This window comes from Pseudomonas caspiana, assembly GCF_040224095.2.
Classification (GTDB): domain Bacteria; phylum Pseudomonadota; class Gammaproteobacteria; order Pseudomonadales; family Pseudomonadaceae; genus Aquipseudomonas; species Aquipseudomonas caspiana.
Genome location: NZ_CP167995.1, coordinates 6,127,020 through 6,150,219 on the forward strand (window position 1 = coordinate 6,127,020; position 23,200 = coordinate 6,150,219).

The 23,200-nt window shown below is 56.2% G+C and carries 20 protein-coding genes; 7 read left to right on the forward strand and 13 right to left on the reverse strand.

Annotation, left to right across the window (positions count from 1 at the left end):
• Window positions 1–19: 19 nt before the first annotated feature.
• From mnmE to rpmH, 5 genes are all read right to left on the reverse strand, one after another.
• Window positions 20–1,390 (reverse strand): tRNA uridine-5-carboxymethylaminomethyl(34) synthesis GTPase MnmE, encoded by a 1,371-nt coding sequence (gene mnmE / locus ABRP31_RS27600; protein WP_349971708.1) that lies wholly within the window; start codon window positions 1,388–1,390, stop codon window positions 20–22.
• Between the two features lie 78 nt (window positions 1,391–1,468).
• Complete coding sequence (yidC, locus tag ABRP31_RS27605; protein ID WP_087269444.1) at window positions 1,469–3,151, reverse strand: membrane protein insertase YidC; 1,683 nt, start codon at window positions 3,149–3,151, stop codon at window positions 1,469–1,471.
• 2 nt (window positions 3,152–3,153) lie between these two features.
• Window positions 3,154–3,399: a membrane protein insertion efficiency factor YidD gene (gene yidD, locus ABRP31_RS27610; RefSeq protein ID WP_027901580.1), complete on the reverse strand. Its 246-nt coding sequence runs from the start codon at window positions 3,397–3,399 to the stop codon at window positions 3,154–3,156.
• Window positions 3,392–3,793 (reverse strand): ribonuclease P protein component, encoded by a 402-nt coding sequence (rnpA, locus tag ABRP31_RS27615; protein ID WP_087269447.1) that lies wholly within the window; start codon window positions 3,791–3,793, stop codon window positions 3,392–3,394. Before rnpA ends, yidD begins: the two co-directional genes overlap by 8 nt.
• Before the next feature lie 16 nt (window positions 3,794–3,809).
• Window positions 3,810–3,944: a 50S ribosomal protein L34 gene (rpmH, locus tag ABRP31_RS27620; protein ID WP_003213577.1), complete on the reverse strand. Its 135-nt coding sequence runs from the start codon at window positions 3,942–3,944 to the stop codon at window positions 3,810–3,812.
• Window positions 3,945–4,529: 585 nt separating this feature from the next.
• On the opposite strand from rpmH, the gene dnaA reads away from it, so the two are divergent.
• Genes dnaA through gyrB form a run of 4 tightly spaced genes read left to right on the forward strand, consistent with a single transcriptional unit; the run spans window position 4,530 to window position 10,729 of the window.
• Window positions 4,530–6,041: a chromosomal replication initiator protein DnaA gene (gene dnaA, locus ABRP31_RS27625; protein ID WP_349971710.1), complete on the forward strand. Its 1,512-nt coding sequence runs from the start codon at window positions 4,530–4,532 to the stop codon at window positions 6,039–6,041.
• Between the two features lie 38 nt (window positions 6,042–6,079).
• Window positions 6,080–7,183, forward strand: a complete 1,104-nt coding sequence (gene dnaN, locus ABRP31_RS27630; protein ID WP_087269449.1) for a DNA polymerase III subunit beta — start codon at window positions 6,080–6,082, stop codon at window positions 7,181–7,183.
• A gap of 20 nt (window positions 7,184–7,203) precedes the next feature.
• Window positions 7,204–8,307, forward strand: a complete 1,104-nt coding sequence (gene recF / locus ABRP31_RS27635) for a DNA replication/repair protein RecF (protein WP_349971712.1) — start codon at window positions 7,204–7,206, stop codon at window positions 8,305–8,307.
• A 4-nt stretch (window positions 8,308–8,311) separates the two neighbouring features.
• The gene (gyrB, locus tag ABRP31_RS27640; RefSeq protein ID WP_349971713.1) at window positions 8,312–10,729 is read left to right on the forward strand and encodes a DNA topoisomerase (ATP-hydrolyzing) subunit B; all 2,418 of its coding nucleotides are present in this window, start codon (window positions 8,312–8,314) and stop codon (window positions 10,727–10,729) included.
• A gap of 69 nt (window positions 10,730–10,798) precedes the next feature.
• On the opposite strand, the gene ABRP31_RS27645 is transcribed toward gyrB, so the two are convergent.
• Window positions 10,799–11,770: a cupin domain-containing protein gene (locus tag ABRP31_RS27645; RefSeq protein WP_372489250.1), complete on the reverse strand. Its 972-nt coding sequence runs from the start codon at window positions 11,768–11,770 to the stop codon at window positions 10,799–10,801.
• Window positions 11,771–11,876: 106 nt separating this feature from the next.
• Here ABRP31_RS27645 and ABRP31_RS27650 point away from each other — a divergent pair, with 106 nt between their 5' ends.
• Window positions 11,877–12,800: an alpha/beta hydrolase gene (locus ABRP31_RS27650; protein WP_349971714.1), complete on the forward strand. Its 924-nt coding sequence runs from the start codon at window positions 11,877–11,879 to the stop codon at window positions 12,798–12,800.
• Window positions 12,801–13,148: 348 nt separating this feature from the next.
• Here ABRP31_RS27650 and ABRP31_RS27655 read toward each other — a convergent pair whose 3' ends face one another.
• From ABRP31_RS27655 to glyQ, 4 genes are read right to left on the reverse strand one after another with little or no spacing between them, the layout of a single operon-like run.
• Window positions 13,149–13,919: a lysophospholipid acyltransferase family protein gene (locus tag ABRP31_RS27655; RefSeq protein ID WP_349971715.1), complete on the reverse strand. Its 771-nt coding sequence runs from the start codon at window positions 13,917–13,919 to the stop codon at window positions 13,149–13,151.
• 46 nt (window positions 13,920–13,965) lie between these two features.
• Entirely contained in the window at window positions 13,966–14,517 is a 552-nt protein-coding gene (gmhB, locus tag ABRP31_RS27660; protein ID WP_349971716.1) for a D-glycero-beta-D-manno-heptose 1,7-bisphosphate 7-phosphatase, read from the reverse strand.
• Window positions 14,518–14,531: 14 nt separating this feature from the next.
• Window positions 14,532–16,586: a glycine--tRNA ligase subunit beta gene (gene glyS, locus ABRP31_RS27665; RefSeq protein ID WP_349971718.1), complete on the reverse strand. Its 2,055-nt coding sequence runs from the start codon at window positions 16,584–16,586 to the stop codon at window positions 14,532–14,534.
• Window positions 16,583–17,536, reverse strand: coding sequence for a glycine--tRNA ligase subunit alpha (glyQ, locus tag ABRP31_RS27670; protein WP_020292021.1), 954 nt, complete (start codon window positions 17,534–17,536; stop codon window positions 16,583–16,585). The genes glyS and glyQ overlap by 4 nt, the downstream gene beginning before the upstream one ends.
• Before the next feature lie 80 nt (window positions 17,537–17,616).
• Here glyQ and ABRP31_RS27675 point away from each other — a divergent pair, with 80 nt between their 5' ends.
• Window positions 17,617–18,168 (forward strand): DNA-3-methyladenine glycosylase I, encoded by a 552-nt coding sequence (locus ABRP31_RS27675; RefSeq protein WP_349971720.1) that lies wholly within the window; start codon window positions 17,617–17,619, stop codon window positions 18,166–18,168.
• 38 nt (window positions 18,169–18,206) lie between these two features.
• The gene (locus ABRP31_RS27680; RefSeq protein ID WP_087269473.1) at window positions 18,207–19,094 is read left to right on the forward strand and encodes a lysophospholipid acyltransferase; all 888 of its coding nucleotides are present in this window, start codon (window positions 18,207–18,209) and stop codon (window positions 19,092–19,094) included.
• A 154-nt stretch (window positions 19,095–19,248) separates the two neighbouring features.
• Here ABRP31_RS27680 and trkA read toward each other — a convergent pair whose 3' ends face one another.
• From trkA to fmt, 3 genes are all read right to left on the reverse strand, one after another.
• On the reverse strand, window positions 19,249–20,622 hold the full coding sequence (trkA, locus tag ABRP31_RS27685; RefSeq protein ID WP_087269476.1) for a Trk system potassium transporter TrkA: 1,374 nt from the start codon (window positions 20,620–20,622) through the stop codon (window positions 19,249–19,251).
• A gap of 193 nt (window positions 20,623–20,815) precedes the next feature.
• Entirely contained in the window at window positions 20,816–22,132 is a 1,317-nt protein-coding gene (gene rsmB, locus ABRP31_RS27690) for a 16S rRNA (cytosine(967)-C(5))-methyltransferase RsmB (RefSeq protein WP_349971723.1), read from the reverse strand.
• Window positions 22,129–23,088: a methionyl-tRNA formyltransferase gene (gene fmt, locus ABRP31_RS27695; protein ID WP_087269482.1), complete on the reverse strand. Its 960-nt coding sequence runs from the start codon at window positions 23,086–23,088 to the stop codon at window positions 22,129–22,131. The genes rsmB and fmt overlap by 4 nt, the downstream gene beginning before the upstream one ends.
• Window positions 23,089–23,200 lie beyond the last annotated feature (112 nt).

Sequence of the window (23,200 nt, forward strand, 5' to 3'; positions counted from 1 at the left end):
CAATGGCCTGCTTCCCAGACTATTTACCGATGCAGAAGCTGGAAAAAATACGTCCTAACAGATCATCGGAGCTAAATGCGCCAGTGATCTCGGCCAGAGATTGCTGGGCCTGACGCAGATCTTCAGCCAGTAACTCCCCTGCTCCCGCCATGGTTAGCTGCGCCCGGCCATGTTCAAGTGAGCCGCTTGCATGACGCAGCGCTTCGAGATGACGCCTGCGGGCACTGAAACTGCTTTCCGAGGTTTGCTCATAGCCCATGCAGGCTTTGAGATGCTCGCGCAGCAGATCCAGGCCTTCGCCTGCTGATTTGGCGCTCAGGCTTATGGTGACATGGCCATCCTTACTGGTCTGCAGCTCAATGGCTTCGCCGCTGAGATCAGCCTTGTTGCGGATCAAGGTCACCTTTGCAGGATCCGGCCGCTGCTCCAGAAACTCTGGCCATAGCGCGAACGGATCAAGTGCTTCTGGCGCTGTTGCATCCACAACCAGCAACACACGGTCAGCTTCACCAATTGCCTTGAGGGCCCGCTGCACACCAATCTTCTCGACCTGGTCTTCCGTGTCGCGTAATCCGGCTGTGTCCACCACATGTAGCGGCATACCATCAATGTGGATATGTTCTCGCAAAATATCCCGGGTAGTGCCGGCAATTTCGGTCACGATGGCGGCTTCTTTACCGGCCAGAGCATTCAACAGACTGGACTTTCCTGCGTTCGGCCGGCCTGCGATCACTACTGTCATCCCGTCGCGTAGCAGAGCACCTTGGCCAGCTTCCCGCATGACTGTGGATAACTCGTCGCGCACACTGTCCAGCATACTCAACACATGGCCATCGGCGAGAAAATCGATTTCCTCCTCCGGGAAGTCGATCGCAGCTTCAACATAGATACGCAGACCAATCAGCTTTTCGGTCAAGTTATCCACACGGCGCGAAAACGCGCCTTGTAATGAACGCAACGCGTTGCGTGCAGCCTGTGCAGAACTTGCTTCAATCAGGTCGGCTATCGCCTCGGCCTGCGCCAGATCCAGCTTGTCATTGAGGAAAGCCCGTTCGCTAAACTCTCCCGGCCGGGCCAGCCGACTTCCTAACTCCAGGCATCGCTGCAGCAGCATATCCAGAACAACCGGGCCACCGTGCCCCTGAAGCTCAAGAACGTCTTCACCCGTGAATGAGTTAGGGCCGGGAAAATACAGGGCGATACCTTCATCGATGACTTGCCCGGCCCCATCTTCAAACGGGCCGTAATGTGCAAATCGCGGTTTCAGAGTCCGCCCTGTGATAGCTGATGCAGCCTTGGCGGCAAGGGGGCCGGAAATACGCACGATGCCTACCCCGCCGCGGCCTTGTGCGGTGGCGATGGCTGCAATGGTTTCACGTGGGGCATTCATAGCGCGACTCCGGGACAAATAGCAGATAGCAAAACGCCCCACTAGGGGGCGCCTTGTAAAACTTATTCACAGGTTAGATCAAGCTTCGGCTTTTTTGGTGGCCGCTTCGATCTTGCGAGTGATGTAAGCCTGTTGAGCGATCGACAGGGTGTTGTTCACAACCCAGTACAGAACCAGACCAGCAGGGAACCACAGGAAGAAGAACGTGAAGATGATTGGCATCATTTTCATGACCTTGGCCTGCATCGGATCCGGCGGAGTCGGGTTCAAACGCTGCTGGATGAACATGGTCGCGCCCATGATGATCGGCAGAATAAAGAACGGGTCTTTGATCGACAGGTCGGTTATCCACAGAATCCAAGGTGCCTGACGCATCTCGACGCTTTCAAGCAGAACCCAGTAAAGCGACAGGAACACCGGCATTTGTACAAGAATTGGCAAGCATCCACCCAGCGGGTTGATCTTCTCTTTCTTGTACAACTCCATCATCGCTTGCGACATTTTCTGACGATCGTCGCCATGCTGCTCTTTCAGGATCGCGAGTTTCGGAGCAACTGCGCGCATGCGAGCCATGGATTTGTAGCTGGCTGCCGACAATGGGAAGAAAAGACCCTTGATCAGCATGGTCAGGAAGATAATCGACCAGCCCCAGTTACCCACAATGGCGTGGATATGTTGCAGCAACCAGAAGATCGGTTGGGCAATGAACCACAGGATGCCGTAGTCGACGGTCAATTCCAGACCTGGGGACAACTCTTTCAGTACCGCCTGGCTTTTCGGACCGGCATACAACGTGGCACTCAACTCGCCTTTGCTACCCGGTGCAATTGTTACGGCCGGGCCAGTAAAACCGATGATGTAGTTGCCCTGGCTGTCTTTACGAGTCTGAACTGCGTTGGCAGTGTCCTTGCTCGGGATCCAGGCCGTTACGAAGTAGTGCTGCAACCAGGCAACCCAACCACCTTGAACGGTTTCCTTGAGCTGAGCCTTGTCGATATCTTTCATCGACACTTTTTTGTACGGCTCGGCAGCTGTCCACAGTGCGGCGCCCAGGTAGGTCGCAGTACCCGTGGCAGTTGTGGAAGATGGATCATCGCTGCCGTCACGTTTCAGCTGAGCAAACAGGTTACCCGACCAAGGCTGGGCACTCTGGTTGTCAATCTCGTAGCTGACAACCAGATCGTACAGGCCGCGCTTGAACGTAAAGCGTTTGATGTAGTTAACACCGTTGTCGGTGAACTTCAGTTCGACTACCAGATTCTCCTGGCCATCGGCCAGTTGGTAGCTTTTCTGTGCGGACGAGTAAACCGGACGACCTGCTGGACGAGCATCGAGACCATTGCTACCGGTCAGGCCGCTTTGTGCCAGAAAAGTACGTTCGCCACCGTTATCAAACAGCTGGAACGGGACTTCAGGATGATCCTGACGACGTGGATACAGTGGCAGTCGCAGTTGAACGACGTCGCCGCCGACCGGGTCGATTGCCAGGTTGAGCACATCGGTTTTGACCTGAATGAGGTCTTTGCTGGCGACTGTCGGAGCTTCCAGAGGAGCAGCAGCTTCGCCATTAGCGCTAGGAACATCTGCACTTGCAGACGTTTGAGCACCAGTGGCCGTGTCCGGAATGCCCGGTGCAGGTGTGCTGGCAGCAACATTCTGAGTCGGCAAGGCGGCTTGGCCGTAGTCTTGGTTCCATTTCAGAACCCCGACATAGGTCACGATTGCCAGGGCGACGATCAGGATCGTGCGTTTAATATCCATGATTACTCGGCCATCGAAGAAGAACGGGAGGTAGGGACAGGCGGAACCGGGTCATAACCACCGGGATTCCACGGATGACAGCGACCTAATCGACGAAAGGTCAGCCAGCCACCGCGCAGAAGGCCATGATTTTCAATGGCTTCATACGCGTAGCAGGAGCAACTGGGGTAGAAACGACAGTGACTGGCCATCAGCGGGCTAATGGCATAGCGATAGAACTGGATCGGAACGAGTGCCAGTTTACGCATCGGTACTATCTACCCCTGCAGTTTCGGTTTTTGCCTCTGGAGTCGGCCGGCTGCGTGCCAGACGTTTCCATAGCTTGCCGAAATGCTGAATCAATTCGGGGCTTTCTACGTCACCCAAGCCTTTACGCGCGACAATCACGATATCCCAGCCGACCAAGTTGTCTTGGTGGTGGCGAAATGATTCGCGCATCAGGCGTTTCAAGCGGTTGCGCTCAACGGAGAGTTTGACGCTCTTTTTACCGATAACCAGCCCCAGACGGGGGTGATCAAGGTCGTTGTTGCGCGCAAGGAGCAGGAGATTTTTCCCCGGAACCTTGCCGGTAGGGGAGTCAAAGACTGCCTTGAAATGCCGGGGAGTAAGCAAACGCTTTTCCCGACTGAAGTCCTGACTCACCTCCAGTGCCGGATTATCAAACTGCCAGACGCGCACGACCTTTGGCGCGGCGACGCGACAGGACGGCACGGCCGTTCTTGGTGGCCATGCGAGCACGGAAGCCGTGAGTGCGAGCGCGTTTGATAGTGCTTGGTTGGAAAGTACGTTTCATGGCGTGTTACCTGGTTCGTCCACAACGGGCCGGAATGGCCCCCGTTTTAAGAGACCGGGGATTCTAGAGAAAGCAAGCCTCTAGGTCAATTTCCAACCAACGTTTCCTTCATTTAGTTATGTAACTGCTCTCGGATCACTTTTCACCGCTTCCCGAGGTTTTACGTCTTGCCCAGATATAGAAATAAAGAAGAGAAGTATTTAAAGCTTCTTTATAGAGCTTATTAAAGCAAGGCAGGACATCTTCTGTGGATAACTACTCTAAAGCCTCTAGAATCAAGCTGTACAGAGAATGACAACACTGTCGAGAAACAGTGCTCTGCCTGTGCTGCGCTGTCGGAAAACCTGTGTGTGGAATGGCCTTTTATCCACAGAGCGTTTATCCACAGATTTCAGGGTCTGGTTATGCAACGAGCTGAGGCTAGGTTATCCACAGGGCTTATGCACATGCCGTTGGTCGGCTTGATTGTATATAAACGCTGGATTTATCCCGGACTCCAAGCCACCTACATGTGGATAAGTACCGCGGCGGTCGGTACAATGGCGGCTGTTTTTGCCTCACCGGCTTTTAACCTAGGGGATGTCCGTGTCATTGGAACTTTGGCAGCAATGCGTAGAGCTTTTGCGCGATGAGCTGCCTGCCCAGCAATTCAACACCTGGATCCGTCCGCTACAGGTTGAAGCCGAAGGCGACGAGTTGCGTGTCTATGCACCGAACCGTTTTGTTCTCGATTGGGTCAACGAAAAGTACCTGAGTCGTTTGCTTGAACTGTTGGGGGAGCATGGCCAAGGCTTGGCCCCCGCGCTTTCTCTATTAATAGGTAGCAAGCGCAGTTCCGCCCCTCGTGCAGCACCGAATGCGCCATTGGCTGCGGCTGCTTCGCAAGCCATAGCGGCGAGCCAGCCTGTGAGTCAGGCGCCCGCACCTGCTCAGGTGGCCACTCCTGTACCCGTACAGCCACAGGTAAACGACGAGCCCTCTCGCGATAGCTTCGATCCGATGGCTGGTGCCAGTTCTCAGCAAGCGCCTGCTCGAGCCGAGCAACGTACTGTTCAGGTTGAAGGTGCCCTCAAACACACCAGCTATCTGAACCGCACGTTCACCTTCGAGAATTTTGTCGAGGGTAAGTCCAACCAGCTGGCCCGCGCTGCTGCCTGGCAGGTGGCGGATAATCCCAAGCATGGTTACAACCCGCTCTTCCTTTATGGTGGTGTGGGCTTGGGTAAAACGCACTTGATGCATGCTGTGGGTAACCACCTGCTCAAGAAGAATCCGAATGCCAAAGTGGTATACCTGCATTCGGAGCGTTTTGTGGCCGACATGGTCAAAGCGCTTCAGTTGAACGCAATCAATGAGTTCAAACGTTTTTACCGTTCGGTGGATGCGTTGCTGATCGATGACATTCAGTTTTTTGCCCGAAAGGAGCGCTCTCAGGAAGAGTTTTTCCATACCTTCAACGCTCTGCTCGAAGGCGGTCAGCAGGTCATTCTGACCAGCGATCGTTATCCGAAAGAGATTGAGGGGCTGGAAGAGCGTCTGAAGTCTCGGTTCGGCTGGGGCCTGACAGTTGCTGTCGAGCCGCCAGAACTTGAAACCCGGGTCGCGATCCTGATGAAAAAAGCGGATCAGGCGAAGGTGGATCTGCCTCACGATGCTGCATTCTTTATTGCGCAACGTATCCGATCGAACGTTCGCGAACTTGAAGGTGCGCTCAAGCGTGTTATTGCTCACTCGCACTTCATGGGCCGTGAGATCACAATCGAGCTGATTCGCGAGTCGTTGAAAGACCTGTTGGCATTGCAGGACAAGCTGGTAAGTGTGGATAACATTCAGCGCACTGTAGCCGAGTATTACAAGATCAAAATTTCCGACCTGCTGTCCAAGCGTCGTTCCCGATCTGTAGCCCGGCCGCGTCAGGTGGCGATGGCGTTGTCCAAGGAACTGACTAACCACAGTCTGCCGGAAATTGGCGATGTGTTTGGCGGTCGCGATCACACCACGGTGCTGCACGCTTGCCGCAAGATCAATGAATTGAAGGAATCCGACGCGGATATTCGCGAGGACTACAAGAACCTGCTGCGTACACTGACCACTTGATGACATCAGCGCAGCTTATTAAGGCAAGGGACTAGACCATGCATTTCACCATTCAACGCGAAGCCCTGTTGAAACCCCTGCAATTGGTCGCCGGCGTTGTTGAACGCCGCCAGACCCTGCCGGTGCTCTCCAACGTTCTTCTGGTTGTCGAAGGGCAGCAGCTCTCGTTGACCGGCACTGATCTTGAAGTCGAACTGGTTGGCCGTGTTCAGCTGGAAGAACCTGCTGAGCCGGGCGAGATCACTGTCCCTGCACGCAAGCTGATGGACATTTGCAAAAGCCTGCCGAACGACGTGCTGATCGACATCAAGGTTGACGATGCAAAGCTGATCGTCAAGGCTGGCCGTAGCCGCTTCACGTTGTCGACATTGCCTGCCAATGACTTCCCTACCGTTGAAGAAGGCCCTGGCTCGCTGACCTTTAACCTGGTTCAAAGCAAGCTGCGTCGTTTGATCGAGCGCACCAGTTTTGCGATGGCTCAGCAGGACGTTCGTTACTACCTCAATGGTATGTTGCTGGAAGTGAGCGCCGGTGTTCTTCGAGCTGTTGCCACCGACGGTCACCGTTTGGCCATGTGCTCGATGACTGCCGAGATCGAACAGGCTGATCGTCACCAGGTAATCGTTCCACGCAAAGGCATTCTGGAGATGGCGCGCCTGCTGACAGAACAGGACGGTATCGTCAGTATTGTTCTGGGTCAGCATCACATCCGCGCGACCACCGGCGAGTTTACTTTCACGTCCAAGCTGGTTGACGGTAAATTCCCGGACTACGAGCGTGTCCTGCCTAAGGGTGGCGATAAACTCGTACTGGGCGATCGCCAGGCATTGCGTGAAGCGTTCAGCCGTACAGCAATTCTGTCCAACGAGAAGTACCGCGGCATCCGTCTGCAACTGGCCAGTGGTCAGCTGAAAATCCAAGCGAACAACCCCGAGCAGGAAGAAGCGGAAGAAGAAATCAGCGTCGACTACAACGGCGCTTCTCTGGAGATCGGTTTCAACGTCAGCTACTTGCTCGACGTGCTGGGCGTAATGACTACCGAGCAAGTTCGTTTGATCCTGTCTGACTCCAACAGCAGTGCGCTGGTGCAGGAATCTGATAATGACGACTCTGCTTATGTAGTTATGCCGATGCGTCTGTAACCATGTTCAGCAGAAGCTAGATGTCTCTTAGTCGCGTCTCGGTCACCGGGGTGCGCAATCTGCACCCGGTGACCTTCTCCCCCTCCCCCCGTATCAACATCCTTCACGGCGCTAATGGCAGTGGCAAAACCAGCGTGCTGGAAGCTATCCATTTGCTCGGCCTCGCCCGCTCGTTTCGTAGCGCCCGACTGCTGCCGGTAATCCAATACGAACAACCGGCTTGTACGGTCTTTGGCCAGGTAGATCTGGTTGAAGGTGGGCACAGCAATCTCGGTGTTTCCCGAGATCGTCAGAGTGACTTTCAAATCCGCATAGATGGGCAGAATGCTCGTAGCGCTGCGCAGCTCGCGGAGACATTACCTCTTCAACTCATCAATCCCGACAGCTTCCGTTTGCTCGAAGGCGCTCCAAAGATCCGCAGGCAGTTTCTGGATTGGGGAGTGTTCCACGTGGAACCTCGATTTATGGCTACTTGGCAGCGCCTCCAGAAGGCCCTCAAGCAGCGTAACTCGTGGCTTCGGCATGGTACACTTGACGGCGCTTCGCAAGCGGCTTGGGACCGGGAACTGTGCCTCGCCAGCGATGAAATTGATGAGTATCGCCGGTCGTACATCAAGGCGTTAAAACCTGTATTCGAACAGACTCTGAGCGAGCTGGTTGAACTCGAAGGTTTGACCCTGAGTTACTACCGTGGATGGGACAAGGAAAAAGACTTGAGCACAGTGCTCGCTTCTTCCCTCCAGCGCGATCAACAAATGGGCCATACGCAAGCGGGACCACAGAGAGCTGATTTGCGGCTTAGATTAGGTGCGCATAATGCGGCAGATATCTTGTCGCGGGGTCAGCAGAAACTGGTGGTGTGCGCGCTGCGTATTGCCCAAGGTCATCTCGTTAGTCAGGCTCGTCGTGGTCAGTGCATTTACCTGGTCGACGACTTGCCGTCTGAACTGGATGACCACCATCGCCGCGCGCTTTGCCGCTTGCTTGAGGACTTACGCTGCCAGGTTTTTATCACCTGTGTAGACCACGAATTACTGAGGGACGGCTGGCAGACGGAAACGCCAGTCGCTTTGTTCCACGTGGAACAAGGCCGTATCACCCAGACCCACGATCATCGGGAGTGATTGCATGAGCGAAAACCAAACGTACGACTCCTCCAGTATCAAGGTACTGAAAGGGCTAGATGCCGTACGCAAGCGTCCCGGAATGTACATCGGTGACACTGACGATGGCAGCGGTCTCCACCATATGGTGTTTGAGGTTGTTGATAACTCGATCGACGAAGCATTGGCTGGCCATTGCGACGACATCACTATCACCATCCACCCTGACGAATCGATCACCGTCCGTGACAACGGCCGTGGCATTCCGGTAGACGTGCATAAAGAAGAAGGCGTGTCGGCGGCAGAGGTCATCATGACCGTGCTCCACGCTGGTGGTAAGTTCGACGACAACTCCTACAAAGTATCTGGCGGTCTGCACGGTGTAGGTGTTTCTGTAGTTAACGCTTTGTCCGAACTGTTGTTACTGACCGTGCGTCGTAGCGGCAAGATTTGGGAACAGACTTATGTGCACGGTGTTCCACAGGAGCCAATGCGCATAGTCGGTGATAGCGATACCACCGGCACCGAGATCCACTTCAAGCCTTCCGCTGAAACCTTCAAGAACATCCACTTCAGCTGGGACATCCTCGCCAAGCGGATTCGTGAACTCTCCTTCCTGAACTCTGGCGTAGGTATCGTTCTTCGTGACGAGCGCAGTGGTAAGGAAGAGCTGTTCAAGTACGAAGGTGGTTTGCGTGCTTTCGTTGAATATCTGAATACCAACAAGACTGCGGTCAACCAGGTATTCCACTTCAATATTCAACGTGACGATGGCATTGGCGTCGAGATCGCTCTGCAGTGGAACGACAGCTTCAACGAGAATCTGCTGTGCTTCACCAACAACATTCCGCAACGCGATGGCGGCACGCACTTGGTGGGCTTCCGCTCGGCGTTGACGCGTAACCTTAACGCTTACATCGAGCAGGAAGGTCTGGCCAAGAAGCACAAGGTTGCGACCACCGGTGACGATGCCCGCGAAGGTCTGACCGCGATTATTTCGGTGAAAGTGCCAGACCCGAAATTCAGCTCGCAGACCAAAGACAAGCTGGTCTCTTCCGAGGTTAAAACCGCAGTTGAACAAGAGATGGGTAAATACTTCTCTGACTTCCTGCTGGAAAACCCGAACGAAGCCAAAGCCGTTGTTGGCAAGATGATCGACGCTGCGCGCGCTCGTGAAGCGGCTCGTAAAGCTCGCGAGATGACCCGTCGCAAAGGCGCACTGGACATTGCCGGTCTGCCGGGCAAGCTTGCTGACTGCCAGGAAAAAGACCCTGCCCTTTCCGAACTGTACCTCGTGGAAGGTGACTCTGCTGGCGGTTCAGCCAAGCAGGGACGTAACCGTAAAACCCAAGCGATCCTGCCTCTTAAGGGTAAGATCCTTAACGTCGAGAAAGCGCGTTTCGACAAGATGATCTCGTCGCAAGAAGTAGGTACTTTGATCACGGCCCTGGGCTGTGGCATTGGCCGCGATGAGTACAACATCGACAAGCTGCGCTATCACAACATCATCATCATGACCGATGCTGACGTCGACGGTTCTCACATCCGTACCCTGCTGCTGACTTTCTTCTTCCGTCAGCTGCCTGAGTTGATCGAGCGTGGCTACATCTACATCGCTCAACCACCGTTGTACAAGGTCAAGAAAGGCAAGCAAGAGCAGTACATCAAAGACGACGACGCCATGGAAGAGTACATGACCCAGTCGGCTCTTGAAGATGCGAGCCTGCACCTGAATGAGTCCGCACCTGGCATCTCCGGCGAGTCGCTTGAGCGTCTGGTTAACGATTTCCGCATGGTCATGAAGACCCTCAAGCGTCTGTCGCGCTTGTATCCGCAGGAACTGACCGAGCACTTCGTTTACCTGCCTCCTGTCACTCTCGAGCAGCTGTCTGACCACGAAGGCATGCAAGCCTGGCTGGCGCTGTTTGACGCACGTCTGCGCGTTGGTGAGAAGTCGGGTCTGGTCTACAAAGCCAGCCTGCGTGAAGATCGCGAACGTAATGTCTGGCTGCCAGAGGTCGAACTGATCTCCCACGGCCTGTCCAACTACGTGACCTTCAACCGTGACTTCTTCGGCAGTAACGACTACAAGACGGTTACCGCTTTGGGTCTGCAGATCAGCACATTGCTGGAAGAAGGCGCTTACGTTCAACGTGGCGAGCGCAAGAAGCAGGTCACCGAGTTCAAGGAAGCTTTGGCCTGGTTGATGGCAGAAAGCACCAAGCGTCACACCATCCAGCGATACAAAGGTCTGGGTGAAATGAACCCTGATCAGTTGTGGGAAACCACGATGGACCCATCGGTTCGCCGGATGCTCAAGGTCACTATTGAAGACGCTATCGGTGCAGACCAGATCTTCAATACCTTGATGGGTGACGCGGTAGAACCTCGCCGTGACTTCATCGAAAGCAACGCTTTGGCAGTGTCTAACCTGGACTTCTAAATAAGGTTGTGGCCGGAAACGGCCATTCTCACTACGCCATGAAAAAGCCAACCTCTGGGTTGGCTTTTTTTATGGCGTTGAATTGCTTGGGTGCTCAGGCGTGTTCAGGCCCTCACTGTAGGTGCGGATCGTGCCTGGAGACACACCCACCGAGCGTTTGAATGCACGGCCAAACGCGGCCAATGAACCGTAACCTAACTGGCTTGCAATGGTTTCTATGGGGTGTCGCTCGCGACTCAGGCTAAGCAGAGCCAGTCGCATCCTTAAATCCGTGAGGTATCGAAGCGGGGAAACGCCAGTAGCCTGAAGGAAACGCTGGGCAAAAACAGAGCGCGACTGCCCTGCTTCGCTTGCCAGAGACGCTACTGTCCAGCTTCTACCGGGGTGTTTGTGCATCATTACAAGAGCTTTACTCAGCCGAGGATCATGTAACGCTCCCAACCATCCTGCTGCACCAGCGCGTTCATCTGCCACCCAATCCCTTATGACAAGTGCAGCGACCACTTCGGCGAGGCGCGCCAGAATCCCCAGGTGGCCGGCTTTTAACATCAATGACTCACGCTCCATAGCGTCCAGCATGGGGCAGATCTCGGGTGACGCCTGCGACAGTGTACTCGCCAGTAATACCTCTGGCATGGCAGCAACCAGCGGTTGCATGCCGCCAAGTTCCAACTCCATACAGCAACTGAAAATAACCGGACCTTGGCAAGCACTCCCCTCCTCTTCGCTAAAAAAATCAAAGGCGAATGGCTTTGCGCTGGACGAAGGCGTTCTCTCGGAAGACAAAATCGCATGAGGTCCGCCACGAGGTATCAGGACTGCGGTCCCTGCATCCATTCGATACAGGTTGTTGCCTGGGCTGCGGAGCCAGAGAGGCCCGCGTCCTACGAAGTGAAACTGCGCGCGACCCACTGCATTACTGAAACCCACCCCCGGAAAGTCCCGGATTTCTATTCTGCGAAACTGTACGCCCGTAAGACGCATGCCTGATAACAATTCGCTGATCAGCTCACTTGGATCAGTTTGAATAGGCAAAGCCATTATCACTCCAGGACGATTGATCAATATCTATAGAGCTCAGATCATAGACCGCCGTCTGCCGCCTACCTAGACTCCAATGCTCAACTTTGGGCACTGGAGTCATCTCATGGGTCATCGTTTTGGTTATCAATTGCTAGGCAGCGCTTGGGCGATAGCGTTATTGGCAGCTCTTTCATCTCTATCTATCGCAGCTGAGAAGAGCTACACGGTAACTGCTCCGGACGGCGTCAGAATCGCCGTTCAGGAGGCTGGTAATCCAGATGGCCCGGCTATCATCTTCATTCATGGTTTACTCGGTAGCCGCTTGAATTGGGAAAAGCAGACGGGTAGTCCGGAGCTGCAACGCTACCGTATGGTCACCTATGACCTACGAGGCCATGGCCTTTCCGACAAGCCTGAAGACTCCAGCGCTTATCTCGACGGGCGTCGATCCGCAGATGATCTGGCTGCTGTTATGAAGGCGACGGGCAGCCCGCGCCCGGTGCTGGTTGGTTGGTCTTTGGGTGGAGTAGTTATATCCAATTACCTGGCCGCTTATGGTGACGCTGATCTCGGTGGGATCATGTATGTCGATGGCGTGATCGAGCTTAACGTTGCGTTGATTACCTCACACCCGGAGGTGTACACGGGGCTGGCGTCTGATGATCTCAAAAAACACCTGGAGGCCATACGTAAATTCCTCGCTCTTTGCTTCCACACCCAGCCGGATGTGCCCACTTTCGAACTGCTGTTGTCGAATGCTGCGATGGCGTCATGGACAATGACACGCGCAACTCCGTCAATGACGGTGGCCGCCGCAGAGGGAATACCCAAGGCAAAGGTGCCCATCTTGATGCTGTATGGGGCGAAGGATCAGCTCGTCAATGTTCAGCCCTCTGTGGCGCGCGCAAAGCAGTTGAATCCTCGCGTTCAGACAAAGGTATATGAGAACTCAGGCCACGCTCCGTTCCTGGAAGAATCGGCGCGTTTCAATCACGATTTATCGACGTTCATGGCATCACCAACAGGTGCCACGCCGTCGAGTAAGTGACCGCATCTAAGCTTGGTAACGGATCGATGTGCGACTGGTGCGATCCTCAGACCGGAATTGGATGAGGTTATGTTCCACGTGGAACGTGTATTTGGTACCAGAAGTGATTTCGCCATGAGGGATAGCTTGAAAGGGGGGTAGTCCACCAGAGCCGCTAGAAGTCTCTATGGTAAATGCCCAAAATCAGACATAAAAAAACCGACCCCAAAAGGTCGGTTTTAGAAGCTCATAAAAACTTATGCACGTTTTTGGCCCCTTAATGAGCATCGGAAATAAGCAGTAAATCCAAGGCTTTGCCGCCGATTTTTTCGAAAAATTCAAAAACAGTGCACAGGTTATCCACAAAACTCAGATTACGGCTCGCTCGCTGCTCGACACCGGTGCGGCGATCGAGCCCAAGGCTTTCTGAGTGTCTTCGTTCCATGTTTGAACGCGGTCGTTCAGTGCAGCAATGGCACGTGGGCCTTCGCCCTCTGCGTACATCGGTTCGCCAATCACGACCTGAATAGTCCCTGGCTTTTTCGCCCAGCCTTCCTTCGGCCAGAACTTGCCAGCGTTGTGCGCGATTGGCAGCACGGGCAGGTTTGCGTTGACCGCCAATGCAGTACCGCCACGAGAGAATTTACCAACCTGGCCAAACGGGACGCGGGTGCCTTCCGGAAAGATCAGTACCCAGACGCCGTCTTTGAGCAGCTCGTCGCCCTTCTTAGCGATTTGCTTGAGTGCTGCTTTGGGGTTCTCGCGATCAATTGCGATAGGACGCAGCATCGCCATCGCCCAGCCAAAGAACGGGACATACAGCAGCTCACGCTTGAGCACCTGGCTCAGTGGCGAGAAGTACTGCGACAGGAAGAAGGTTTCCCAAGTGCTCTGGTGGTTGGAGATGATCACGCAGGGCGTCTTGGGGACATTTTCCGCACCGGTCACTTCAACACGGATATTCAGAAATACGCGAGTCAACCAGATTGCACAGCGGCACCAGTAGACGTTGATGAAGCGATAGCGAGCCTTGAATGGCAGAAACGGAGCGATGAAGAAGCTTAATGTGCACCACAGCAGAGAGCTGGTGCCTAGCAACAGGTAGAAGAAAAAAGTCCTGATTGCCTGGATGATCGACATAGTTGCTTTTACCGTACGGGCGAATGCCCGTTCATCAAGCGTACCGCTAGTTTTTTTGCGGAGCGCTATTGTGGATAAGTTCTGCGGCAACCGCCGCAAGATCGTCAAAAACCAACGTGCTGGCGGGCAACGAACCGGCCAGTGTTTTCTCACCTTTACCGGTTTTTACCAAAACCGGTTGTGAGTCGACGGCCAGTGCGGCCTTCAGGTCACTGCTGCTGTCGCCCACAAACCATATTCCTGCCAGATCCACTTGGTAGTGTCGGGCTATGGTTTGCAGCATGCCCGGTTTCGGTTTGCGGCATTCGCAACCCTCGTCGGGCCGGTGCGGACAGTAAACGATTAAACCGACCTCGCCACCCTGCTCCGCCACCAGCTCACGTAAGCGCGCGTGCATGGCGTCCAGAGTCGCCAGGTCGTAATAACCCCGGGCGATGCCGGACTGGTTGGTTGCGACTGCAACCGTCCAGCCGGCTTTGCTCAGTTGCGCGATGGCCTCGATCGAACCTGAAATCGGAATCCACTCCGCCACCGACTTTATGTAAGCGTCGGAGTCATGATTGATAACTCCATCTCGATCAAGGATCAGCAACTTCACAATACGTCCCTTCTTCAGCCTAGCAACGAGATGTCAGCGACGCCCAGGAACAGCCCACGCAGACGCGCCAGCAGTGCATAGCGGTTGGCGCGTACGCTGGCGTCCTCGGCATTGACCATCACGGCTTCGAAGAAGGCATCCACCGGCTCACGCAGGGCTGCCAGACGCGCGAGGGTTTCACTGTACTGACGCGCTTCTGCCATTGGCTGCACATCTTGATCCGCTTGCTTGATAGCCGAATACAGTGAGAACTCGTTAGCGTTATCGAAGTATTTGGGCTCGACGGTCTGGGCAATGTTGCCTTCAGCCTTGCTCAACAGATTCGAAACGCGCTTGTTCACTGCGGCCAGCGCGGCAGCTTCCGGCAGTTTGCGGAACGCCTGAACGGCTTGAACACGCTGATCGAAGTCCAGCGCCGAGCCGGGCTGCAGTGCACGAACCGACAGATAAACCGCCACCTCGACGCCTTCGTCTTCATAACGCGCACGCAGGCGGTCGAAGATGAATTCCAGTACTTGTTCCTGCAAGCCTGCGGCTTTGACCTTGGCACCGAATTGACCCACTGCAAACTTCACAGTCTCGATCAGATCCAGGTCCAGTTGCTTCTCGATCAGAATACGCAGGATACCCAATGCAGCACGGCGCAATGCGTACGGGTCTTTACTGCCGGTAGGCAGCATGCCGATGCCGAAGATACCGACCAGGGTGTCCAGCTTGTCAGCGATGGCCACTGCCGAACCGGTCAACGTCGTTGGCAGTTCAGCGCCTGCACCGCGCGGCATGTACTGCTCGTTCAGCGCCAAGGCTACATCGTCAGCTTCGCCGTCAGCCTTGGCGTAGTAGTAACCGGCGATACCCTGCATTTCAGGGAATTCGCCGACCATCTCGGTGGCCAGGTCGCACTTGGACAGCAGACCTGCGCGCGCTGCGCGTTGAGCATCGCCACCGATACGTGGCGCGATGAATGCAGCCAGTTTAGAAACACGTTCAGCCTTGTCGAAAACGCTGCCCAACTGAGCCTGGAACACCACGTTTTGTAGACGCTCGTTGAAGGTTTCCAGCTTCTGCTTCTTGTCCTGCTTGAAGAAGAACTCGGCGTCAGTCAGACGTGGACGAACGACTTTCTCGTTGCCCAGCACGATCTGCTGAGGGTCTTTGCTTTCGATGTTCGCAACGGTGATGAAGCGTGGCAGCAACTTGCCGTCTGCATCCAGCAGGCAGAAGTACTTCTGGTTGTCCTGCATGGTGGTGATCAGGGCTTCTTGCGGCACTTCCAGGAAGCGCTCTTCAAACGAGCACACCAGCGGAACCGGCCACTCGACCAGCGAAGTCACTTCGTCCAGCAAGCTAGGCGGCACGATGGCAGTGCCTTCGTGTTGGGTCGCCAGTTCTTCGACACGCTTGGTGATCAGTTGACGGCGTTCGTTGAAGTCAGCCAATACATACGCTTTGCGTAGATCGCTCAGGTAGCTGGCTGGCGAGGTGATGCGAACGCTTTCCGGGTGGTGGAAGCGATGGCCGCGGGATTCACGGCCAGCCGTCTGAGCCAGAATCGTGCAATCGATGACTTGATCACCAAACAGCATGACCAGCCATTGGGTTGGACGCACGAACTCTTCCTTGCGAGCGCCCCAGCGCATGCGCTTGGGAATCGGCAGGTCGTTCAGGGAGTCTTCAACGATAGTCGGCAGCAGGCTGGCGGTTGGCTTGCCAGCGATGTTCTGGCTGTAACGCAGCTTGGGGCCGCTCTGATCGATTTCGCTCAGGTCAACGCCGCACTTCTTGGCAAAACCCAGGGCTGCCTGAGTCGGGTTGCCTTCCGCGTCGAAAGCCGCCTGACGTGGCGGGCCGTCAAGGTTGATGCTGCGATCAGGCTGTTGCGTGGACAGGTCGGTGATCAACACGGCCAGACGACGCGGTGCGCCATAAACCTGCTTGGCGCTGTAAGTCAGCCCCGCAGACTGCAGGCCTTTTTCGATACCAGCCAGAAATGCATCGGCCAATGTGTTGAGCGCTTTGGGTGGCAGCTCTTCGGTACCCAGTTCAACCAGGAAATCTTGAGCACTCATTGTTGCGCCTCCAGCTTGGCCAGCACTTCGTCACGTAAATCAGGTGGAGCCATCGGGAAGCCCAGCTTGGCGCGAGCCATCAGATACGCCTGAGCGACCGAGCGAGCCAGAGTACGAACGCGCAGGATGTACTGCTGACGAGCAGTTACCGAAATAGCGCGACGAGCGTCCAGCAGGTTGAAGGTATGGGAAGCCTTCAGAACCATTTCGTAGCTTGGCAGCGGCAGTGGCTGATCCAGTTCGATCAGACGCTTGGCTTCGCTTTCGTAGAAATCGAACAGCTCAAACAGTTTGTCGACGTTGGCGTGTTCGAAGTTATAAGTCGATTGTTCCACTTCGTTCTGGTGGAACACATCGCCGTAGGTCACGCGGCCGAACGGGCCGTCAGCCCAGACCAGGTCATAAACCGAGTCAACGTTCTGCAGGTACATCGCCAGACGTTCCAGGCCGTAGGTGATCTCACCGGTCACCGGGTAGCATTCGATGCCGCCCGCTTGCTGGAAATAAGTGAACTGCGACACTTCCATGCCGTTGAGCCAGATTTCCCAGCCCAGACCCCAGGCGCCGAGTGTTGGCGATTCCCAGTTGTCTTCGACGAAGCGCACGTCGTGAACCAGCGGGTCCAGACCGACATGCTTCAACGAGCCCAGATACAACTCCTGAAAGTTGTCCGGGTTTGGCTTGAGAACTACTTGAAACTGATAGTAGTGCTGCAGGCGGTTCGGGTTTTCACCATAACGGCCGTCAGTCGGACGGCGGCTTGGTTGTACATAGGCTGCGTTCCAGGTTTCCGGGCCTACGGCGCGCAGAAACGTGGCAGTGTGGAAAGTGCCGGCGCCTACTTCCATATCGTAGGGCTGAAGTACCACACAACCTTGCTCGGCCCAGTATTGCTGGAGGGCGAGGATCAAGTCTTGGAAGGTACGCACGGCTGGCGTAGGCTGGCTCACGAAATTCACCTGTACTGGGGCTGCGATTTAAAGAGCGGGAGTATACCCGATTCGGCCGCACCTCCACCCTTGGAAGCCCTATGCCACGCTGCTATTGGTGCAACGAAGAGCCGATTTACATCGATTATCACGATCAGGAGTGGGGCGTGCCGTTGCGCGACGCGCAGAAGCTCTTCGAGTTGCTTTTGCTCGAAGGGTTCCAGGCCGGTCTTTCATGGATCACGGTTTTGAAGAAACGCGCGCGTTATCGCGAGGTGATGTTCGGTTTTGATGTGCATCGAATCGCCGCCATGACCGACGATGACATTGAGGTCCTGATGCAGGAGCCGGGCATCATCCGCAACCGCCTCAAGCTCAATGCCGCGCGACGCAATGCGCAGGCGTGGTTGAAGCTGGACGACCCGGTTGAATTCCTCTGGTCGTTTGTTGGCGGTGAAAGGAAGATCAACCACCGCAAGGACCGCAGCGAAGTCCCGGCCATCACGCCAGAGGCCGAGGCCATGAGCAAAGCATTGAAGAAAGCAGGGTTTACCTTTGTGGGCCCGACCATCTGTTATGCCTACATGCAGTCGAGCGGCATGGTCATGGACCATACCGTGGATTGTGATCGATACGCGGTTTTGGTCCGCTGACGGTTACAATGGCTGCCTTGAGTTTTGGGGAGTGATCTGTGGAAAAGTTTAAAGGTGCCCTCATGGTGGGCGCATTGCGACTGTTTGCCTTGTTGCCCTGGCGCGTGGTGCAGTGGGTCGGTGCAGGCATCGGCTGGCTGATGTGGAAACTGCCGAACCGTTCGCGTGAGGTTGCGCGCATCAATCTGGCTAAATGCTTTCCGGAAATGGACCCTGCCGAGCGCGAGCGTCTGGTCGGCCGTAGCTTGATGGACATCGGCAAGACCCTCACCGAAAGCGCATGTGCCTGGATCTGGCCTGCTCAGAAATCCATCGATCTGGTACGTGAAGTTGAAGGCCTCGACGTCCTCAAGGATGCCTTGGCGTCCGGTAAAGGCGTCGTTGGCATCACCAGTCACCTGGGCAACTGGGAAGTGCTCAACCACTTCTACTGCAGCCAGTGCAAACCGATCATTTTCTATCGTCCGCCCAAGCTCAAGGCGGTCGATGACCTGCTGCGCAAACAGCGCGTGCAATTGGGCAACCGCGTGGCGGCGTCCACCAAGGAAGGCATTCTCAGCGTCATCAAGGAGGTGCGCAAAGGCGGCTCGGTGGGTATTCCGGCCGATCCAGAGCCAGCCGAATCAGCGGGGATCTTCGTACCGTTTTTCGCCACTACAGCCCTGACCAGCAAGTTTGTGCCCAACATGCTGGCGGGTGGCAAAGCCGTCGGCGTGTTCCTGCATGCCATGCGCTTGCCGGATGGTTCAGGTTACAAAGTGGTTCTGGAAGCTGCGCCCGAGGCCATGTACAGCACCGACACTGCGACATCGGCGGCGGCCATGAGTCAGGTGGTGGAGAAATATGTGCGGGCTTATCCGAGCCAGTACATGTGGACCATGAAGCGCTTCAAGAAACGCCCTGCCGGAGAGGCCCGCTGGTATTGATGAGGTCATGACTTGAAATGATGAACCCTGTGGGAGCGGTGCTTGCCCGCGATAAGGCTGGGCACGATCTAAAGTGAACCGCGTCCAGCCTTATCGCGGGCAAGCCCAGCTCCCACAGAAATAACATTTCAATTGAGAGGGACTAGTTGGCTGCTTAAAAAAAGCTCAACCCCACCTGAAACAGCCTCTCCACATCGCGGATGTACTTTTTATCCACAAGGAACATGATCACGTGATCGCCGGTTTCGATCACGGTGGCGTCGTGGGCGATGAGCACTTCGTCAGCGCGGATGATGGCGCCAATTGTGGTGCCCGACGGCAGTGCGATGTCTTTGATGGCCTTGCCGATGACCTTGCTGGACTTGGTATCGCCATGAGCAACCACCTCGATAGCCTCGGCTGCACCGCGACGCAGTGAGTGCACGCTGACGATATCACCCCGTCGAACGTGGGCCAGCAAGGTGCCGATGGTTGCCAGTTGCGGGCTGACCGCGATATCGATTTCGCCGCCCTGCACCAGATCGACATACGCCGGGTTGTTGATGATGGTCATCACCTTGCGCGCACCCATGCGTTTGGCCAACAGCGACGACATGATGTTGGCTTCGTCGTCGTTGGTCAGGGCCAGGAACAGGTCGGTGTTGGCGATGTTTTCTTCCAGCAGCAGATCACGGTCTGACGCGCTGCCTTGCAGCACGACTGTGCTGTTCAGCGATTCCGACAGCTGTCGGCAGCGCGCTGGATTCATCTCGATGATTTTGACCTGATAGCGGCTCTCGATGGCTTCCGCCAAGCGCTCGCCGATATGCCCGCCGCCTGCAATGACGATGCGTTTGTAGTTCTCGTCCAGACGGCGCATTTCGCTCATGACTGCACGAATGTCCGCCTTGGCAGCAATAAAGAACACTTCATCGTCTGCTTCAATGACCGTATCACCTTGCGGCAAGATCGGCCGGTCGCGGCGGAAGATGGCGGCCACGCGCATGTCGACATTAGGCATGTGTTCACGTAACTGGCGCAGTTGCTGACCCACTAACGGTCCGCCGTAATAGGCCTTGACCGCCACCAGTTGCGCTTTGCCGCCGGCGAAGTCGATCACCTGCAGCGAGCCGGGGTATTCGATCAGACGTTTGATGTAGTTGGTGACGACTTGCTCAGGGCTGATCAGCACGTCGACCGGAATCGCGTCATTGTCGAACAGGCCTGCGCGAGTCAGATAAGCCGCTTCCCGCACCCGGGCGATTTTGGTCGGCGTGTGGAACAGCGTGTAGGCGACCTGACAGGCCACCATGTTGGTTTCGTCGCTATTGGTCACTGCTACCAGCATGTCAGCGTCATCTGCGCCTGCCTGGCGCAGTACGGTCGGAAACGAGCCACGGCCCTGCACCGTGCGGATATCCAGGCGGTCGCCCAGATCACGCAACCGGTCGCCGTCGGTGTCGACCACAGTGATGTCGTTGGCTTCGCTGGCCAAGTGTTCAGCCAGCGTACCGCCAACCTGCCCTGCGCCGAGGATGATGATTTTCAATCAATTGCTCCTTGAAGCGGCATAAGCAAACCTATGGAATTGCGTGAAACCTGTGTAAGCCGGGCTTGGTCTGGGCGGCATTCCGACGATACGGACGCTGCGGTCTTTCTGCAAAATGCGCCATCGTTCATCGCGGGCAAGCCCGGCTCCCACAGGAGATTACATCGAGTCCAAGTATCGCGGGTTACCCGCATCAAGCAGCGATCTTGATCAGTTTGGCGTAATAGAACCCGTCATGCCCGCCTTCCTGCGCGAGCAGTTGGCGACCGTGTGGCTGTTTCAGACCGGGCGGCTGCTGGCCGAGCTGACCGGCGATGTCCAGCTCACGTGCGCCGGAGGTGCGGGCCAGGAACGCCTCAATGACTTCGGTGTTTTCCATCGGCAGTGTCGAGCAGGTGGCGTAAAGCAGAATGCCGCCGACTTGCAGGGTTGGCCAAAGGGCATCGAGCAACTCGCCTTGCAGCGTTGCCAGGGCTGGAATGTCATCAGCCTGACGGGTCAGCTTGATGTCGGGATGGCGGCGGATCACACCGGTTGCCGAGCACGGCGCATCAAGCAGGATTCTCTGGAATGGCTTGCCGTCCCACCATTGCGCGGTTTCCCGGGCATCGGCAGCGATCAGTTCGGCGCTCAGGCCAAGGCGCTCAAGGTTTTCCCGCACACGCACCAGACGCTTGGCTTCCAGGTCCACTGCCACGACGCCTGCCAGCGCAGGCTGGACTTCCAGCAAGTGGCAGGTTTTACCGCCTGGGGCGCAACAGGCGTCCAGCACCCGTTGGCCCGGGGCCAGTTCGAGCAGATCGGCAGCCAGTTGCGCGGCCTCGTCCTGCACGCTGATCCAGCCTTCGGCAAAACCTGGCAGACTGCGCACATCGCAAGGCTCGGTCAGCAGAATACCGTCCTGACTGAACGTGCAGCCGACTGCTTCAATGTCTGCCTTGGCCAGCAGTTCGAGGTATTGGTCACGGCTGTTGTGCCGACGATTGACCCGCAGAATCATTGGCGGATGCGCATTGTTAGCGGCGCAGATGGCTTCCCACTGTTCTGGCCAAGCCGCTTTCAGCGCTTTTTGCAGCCAGCGCGGGTGCGATGTGCGCACCACCGGATCGTGTTCCAGCTCGGCCAATAGCGCCTCGCTTTCACGCTGTGCACGACGCAACACGGCGTTTAGCAGCGCTTTGGCCCAAGGCTTTTTCAGTTTGTCGGCGCAGCCTACGGTTTCGCCGATGGCAGCGTGGGCCGGAATGCGCGAATACAGAAGTTGATACAAACCCACCAGCAGCAACGCCTCGACGTCCGCATCGGCGGCTTTGAAAGGCTTTTGCAACAATTTTGCGGCCAACGCAGAAAGCCGTGGCTGCCAGCGAGCTGTGCCGAACGCCAGATCCTGAACCAGGCCGCGATCCCGGACTTCAACCTTGTCCATCTGCGTCGGCAGCGAACTGTTGAGCGAAGCTTTGCCGCTGAGCACAGGGGCCAGTGCCTTGGCGGCGGCCAGACGCGGGTTCATTGCGCAGTCACCTGTTGGCCCAGCACGGTGCCAATGGCGAACTTCTCGCGGCGGCTGTTGAACAGGTCAGTGAAATTCAGTGGCTTGCCGCCGGGCAATTGCAGGCGCGTCAGACGCAGCGCGCCCTGACCACAAGCGACAATCAAACCGTCCTTGTTGGCTTCGAGGATGACGCCTGGTTCGCCCTGCCCTTCAGCGAGGCTAGCGGCGAGGACTTTCAGGGCTTCGCCGTTCAGCGTGCTGTGGCAGATCGGCCATGGATTGAATGCGCGAACCAGACGCTCAAGCTCGATAGCGGGACGGCTCCAGTCGATGCGCGCTTCGTCCTTGTTGAGTTTGTGAGCGTAAGTGGCGAGGCTGTCATCCTGGACTTCGCCGACGAGTGTGCCATCGGCCAGACCGGCAATGGCTTGCAACACAGCAGGCGGGCCCAGTTCAGCCAGGCGATCATGCAAGGTGCCGCCGGTGTCTTCAGCGGTGATGGGCGTGATGGCCTTGAGCAGCATCGGCCCGGTGTCCAGACCCAGTTCCATGCGCATGACCGTGACACCGCTCTCGGCATCGCCTGCCTCTACGGCGCGCTGAATCGGCGCCGCACCGCGCCAGCGTGGCAGCAGCGATGCATGGCTGTTGATGCAACCCAAACGCGGAATATCCAGCACCACTTGCGGCAGGATCAAACCGTAAGCGACCACGACCAGCAGATCGGGCTTGAGCGCTGCCAGTTCTTCTTGAGCCGCAGCATCGCGCAGGGTCGGCGGTTGCAGCACTGGAATATCGTGTTGCACAGCCAGTTGCTTGACCGGGCTTGGCATCAGCTTTTGTCCACGACCGGCCGGGCGATCAGGCTGGGTGTAGACCGCGACGATCTGGTGAGGGCTGTCGAGCAAGGCCTTGAGGTGTTCAGCGGCGAACTCTGGGGTGCCGGCGAAGACGATGCGCAGTGGCTCAGTCATGGGCTTCTCGTTGGGAAAGGACATTTTGAACTGTAGGAGCTGCCGAAGGCTGCGATAAGGTTGGAACAACCTTCAGCCACAATAGCCATGGCGACCGTTTCCCGGTCATTCG

Bases quoted from the DNA above. Each gene is read 5' to 3' on its own strand.
- mnmE (WP_349971708.1), bottom strand. From the start codon at position 1,390: ATGAATGCCCCACGTGAAACCATTGCAGCCATCGCCACCGCACAAGGC.
- yidC (WP_087269444.1), bottom strand. From the start codon at position 3,151: ATGGATATTAAACGCACGATCCTGATCGTCGCCCTGGCAATCGTGACC.
- yidD (WP_027901580.1), bottom strand. From the start codon at position 3,399: ATGCGTAAACTGGCACTCGTTCCGATCCAGTTCTATCGCTATGCCATT.
- rpmH (WP_003213577.1), bottom strand. From the start codon at position 3,944: ATGAAACGTACTTTCCAACCAAGCACTATCAAACGCGCTCGCACTCAC.
- dnaN (WP_087269449.1), top strand. From the start codon at position 6,080: ATGCATTTCACCATTCAACGCGAAGCCCTGTTGAAACCCCTGCAATTG.
- recF (WP_349971712.1), top strand. From the start codon at position 7,204: ATGTCTCTTAGTCGCGTCTCGGTCACCGGGGTGCGCAATCTGCACCCG.
- gyrB (WP_349971713.1), top strand. From the start codon at position 8,312: ATGAGCGAAAACCAAACGTACGACTCCTCCAGTATCAAGGTACTGAAA.
- ABRP31_RS27645 (WP_372489250.1), bottom strand. From the start codon at position 11,770: ATGGCTTTGCCTATTCAAACTGATCCAAGTGAGCTGATCAGCGAATTG.
- ABRP31_RS27650 (WP_349971714.1), top strand. From the start codon at position 11,877: ATGGGTCATCGTTTTGGTTATCAATTGCTAGGCAGCGCTTGGGCGATA.
- ABRP31_RS27655 (WP_349971715.1), bottom strand. From the start codon at position 13,919: ATGTCGATCATCCAGGCAATCAGGACTTTTTTCTTCTACCTGTTGCTA.
- glyS (WP_349971718.1), bottom strand. From the start codon at position 16,586: ATGAGTGCTCAAGATTTCCTGGTTGAACTGGGTACCGAAGAGCTGCCA.
- ABRP31_RS27675 (WP_349971720.1), top strand. From the start codon at position 17,617: ATGCCACGCTGCTATTGGTGCAACGAAGAGCCGATTTACATCGATTAT.
- rsmB (WP_349971723.1), bottom strand. From the start codon at position 22,132: ATGAACCCGCGTCTGGCCGCCGCCAAGGCACTGGCCCCTGTGCTCAGC.
- fmt (WP_087269482.1), bottom strand. From the start codon at position 23,088: ATGACTGAGCCACTGCGCATCGTCTTCGCCGGCACCCCAGAGTTCGCC.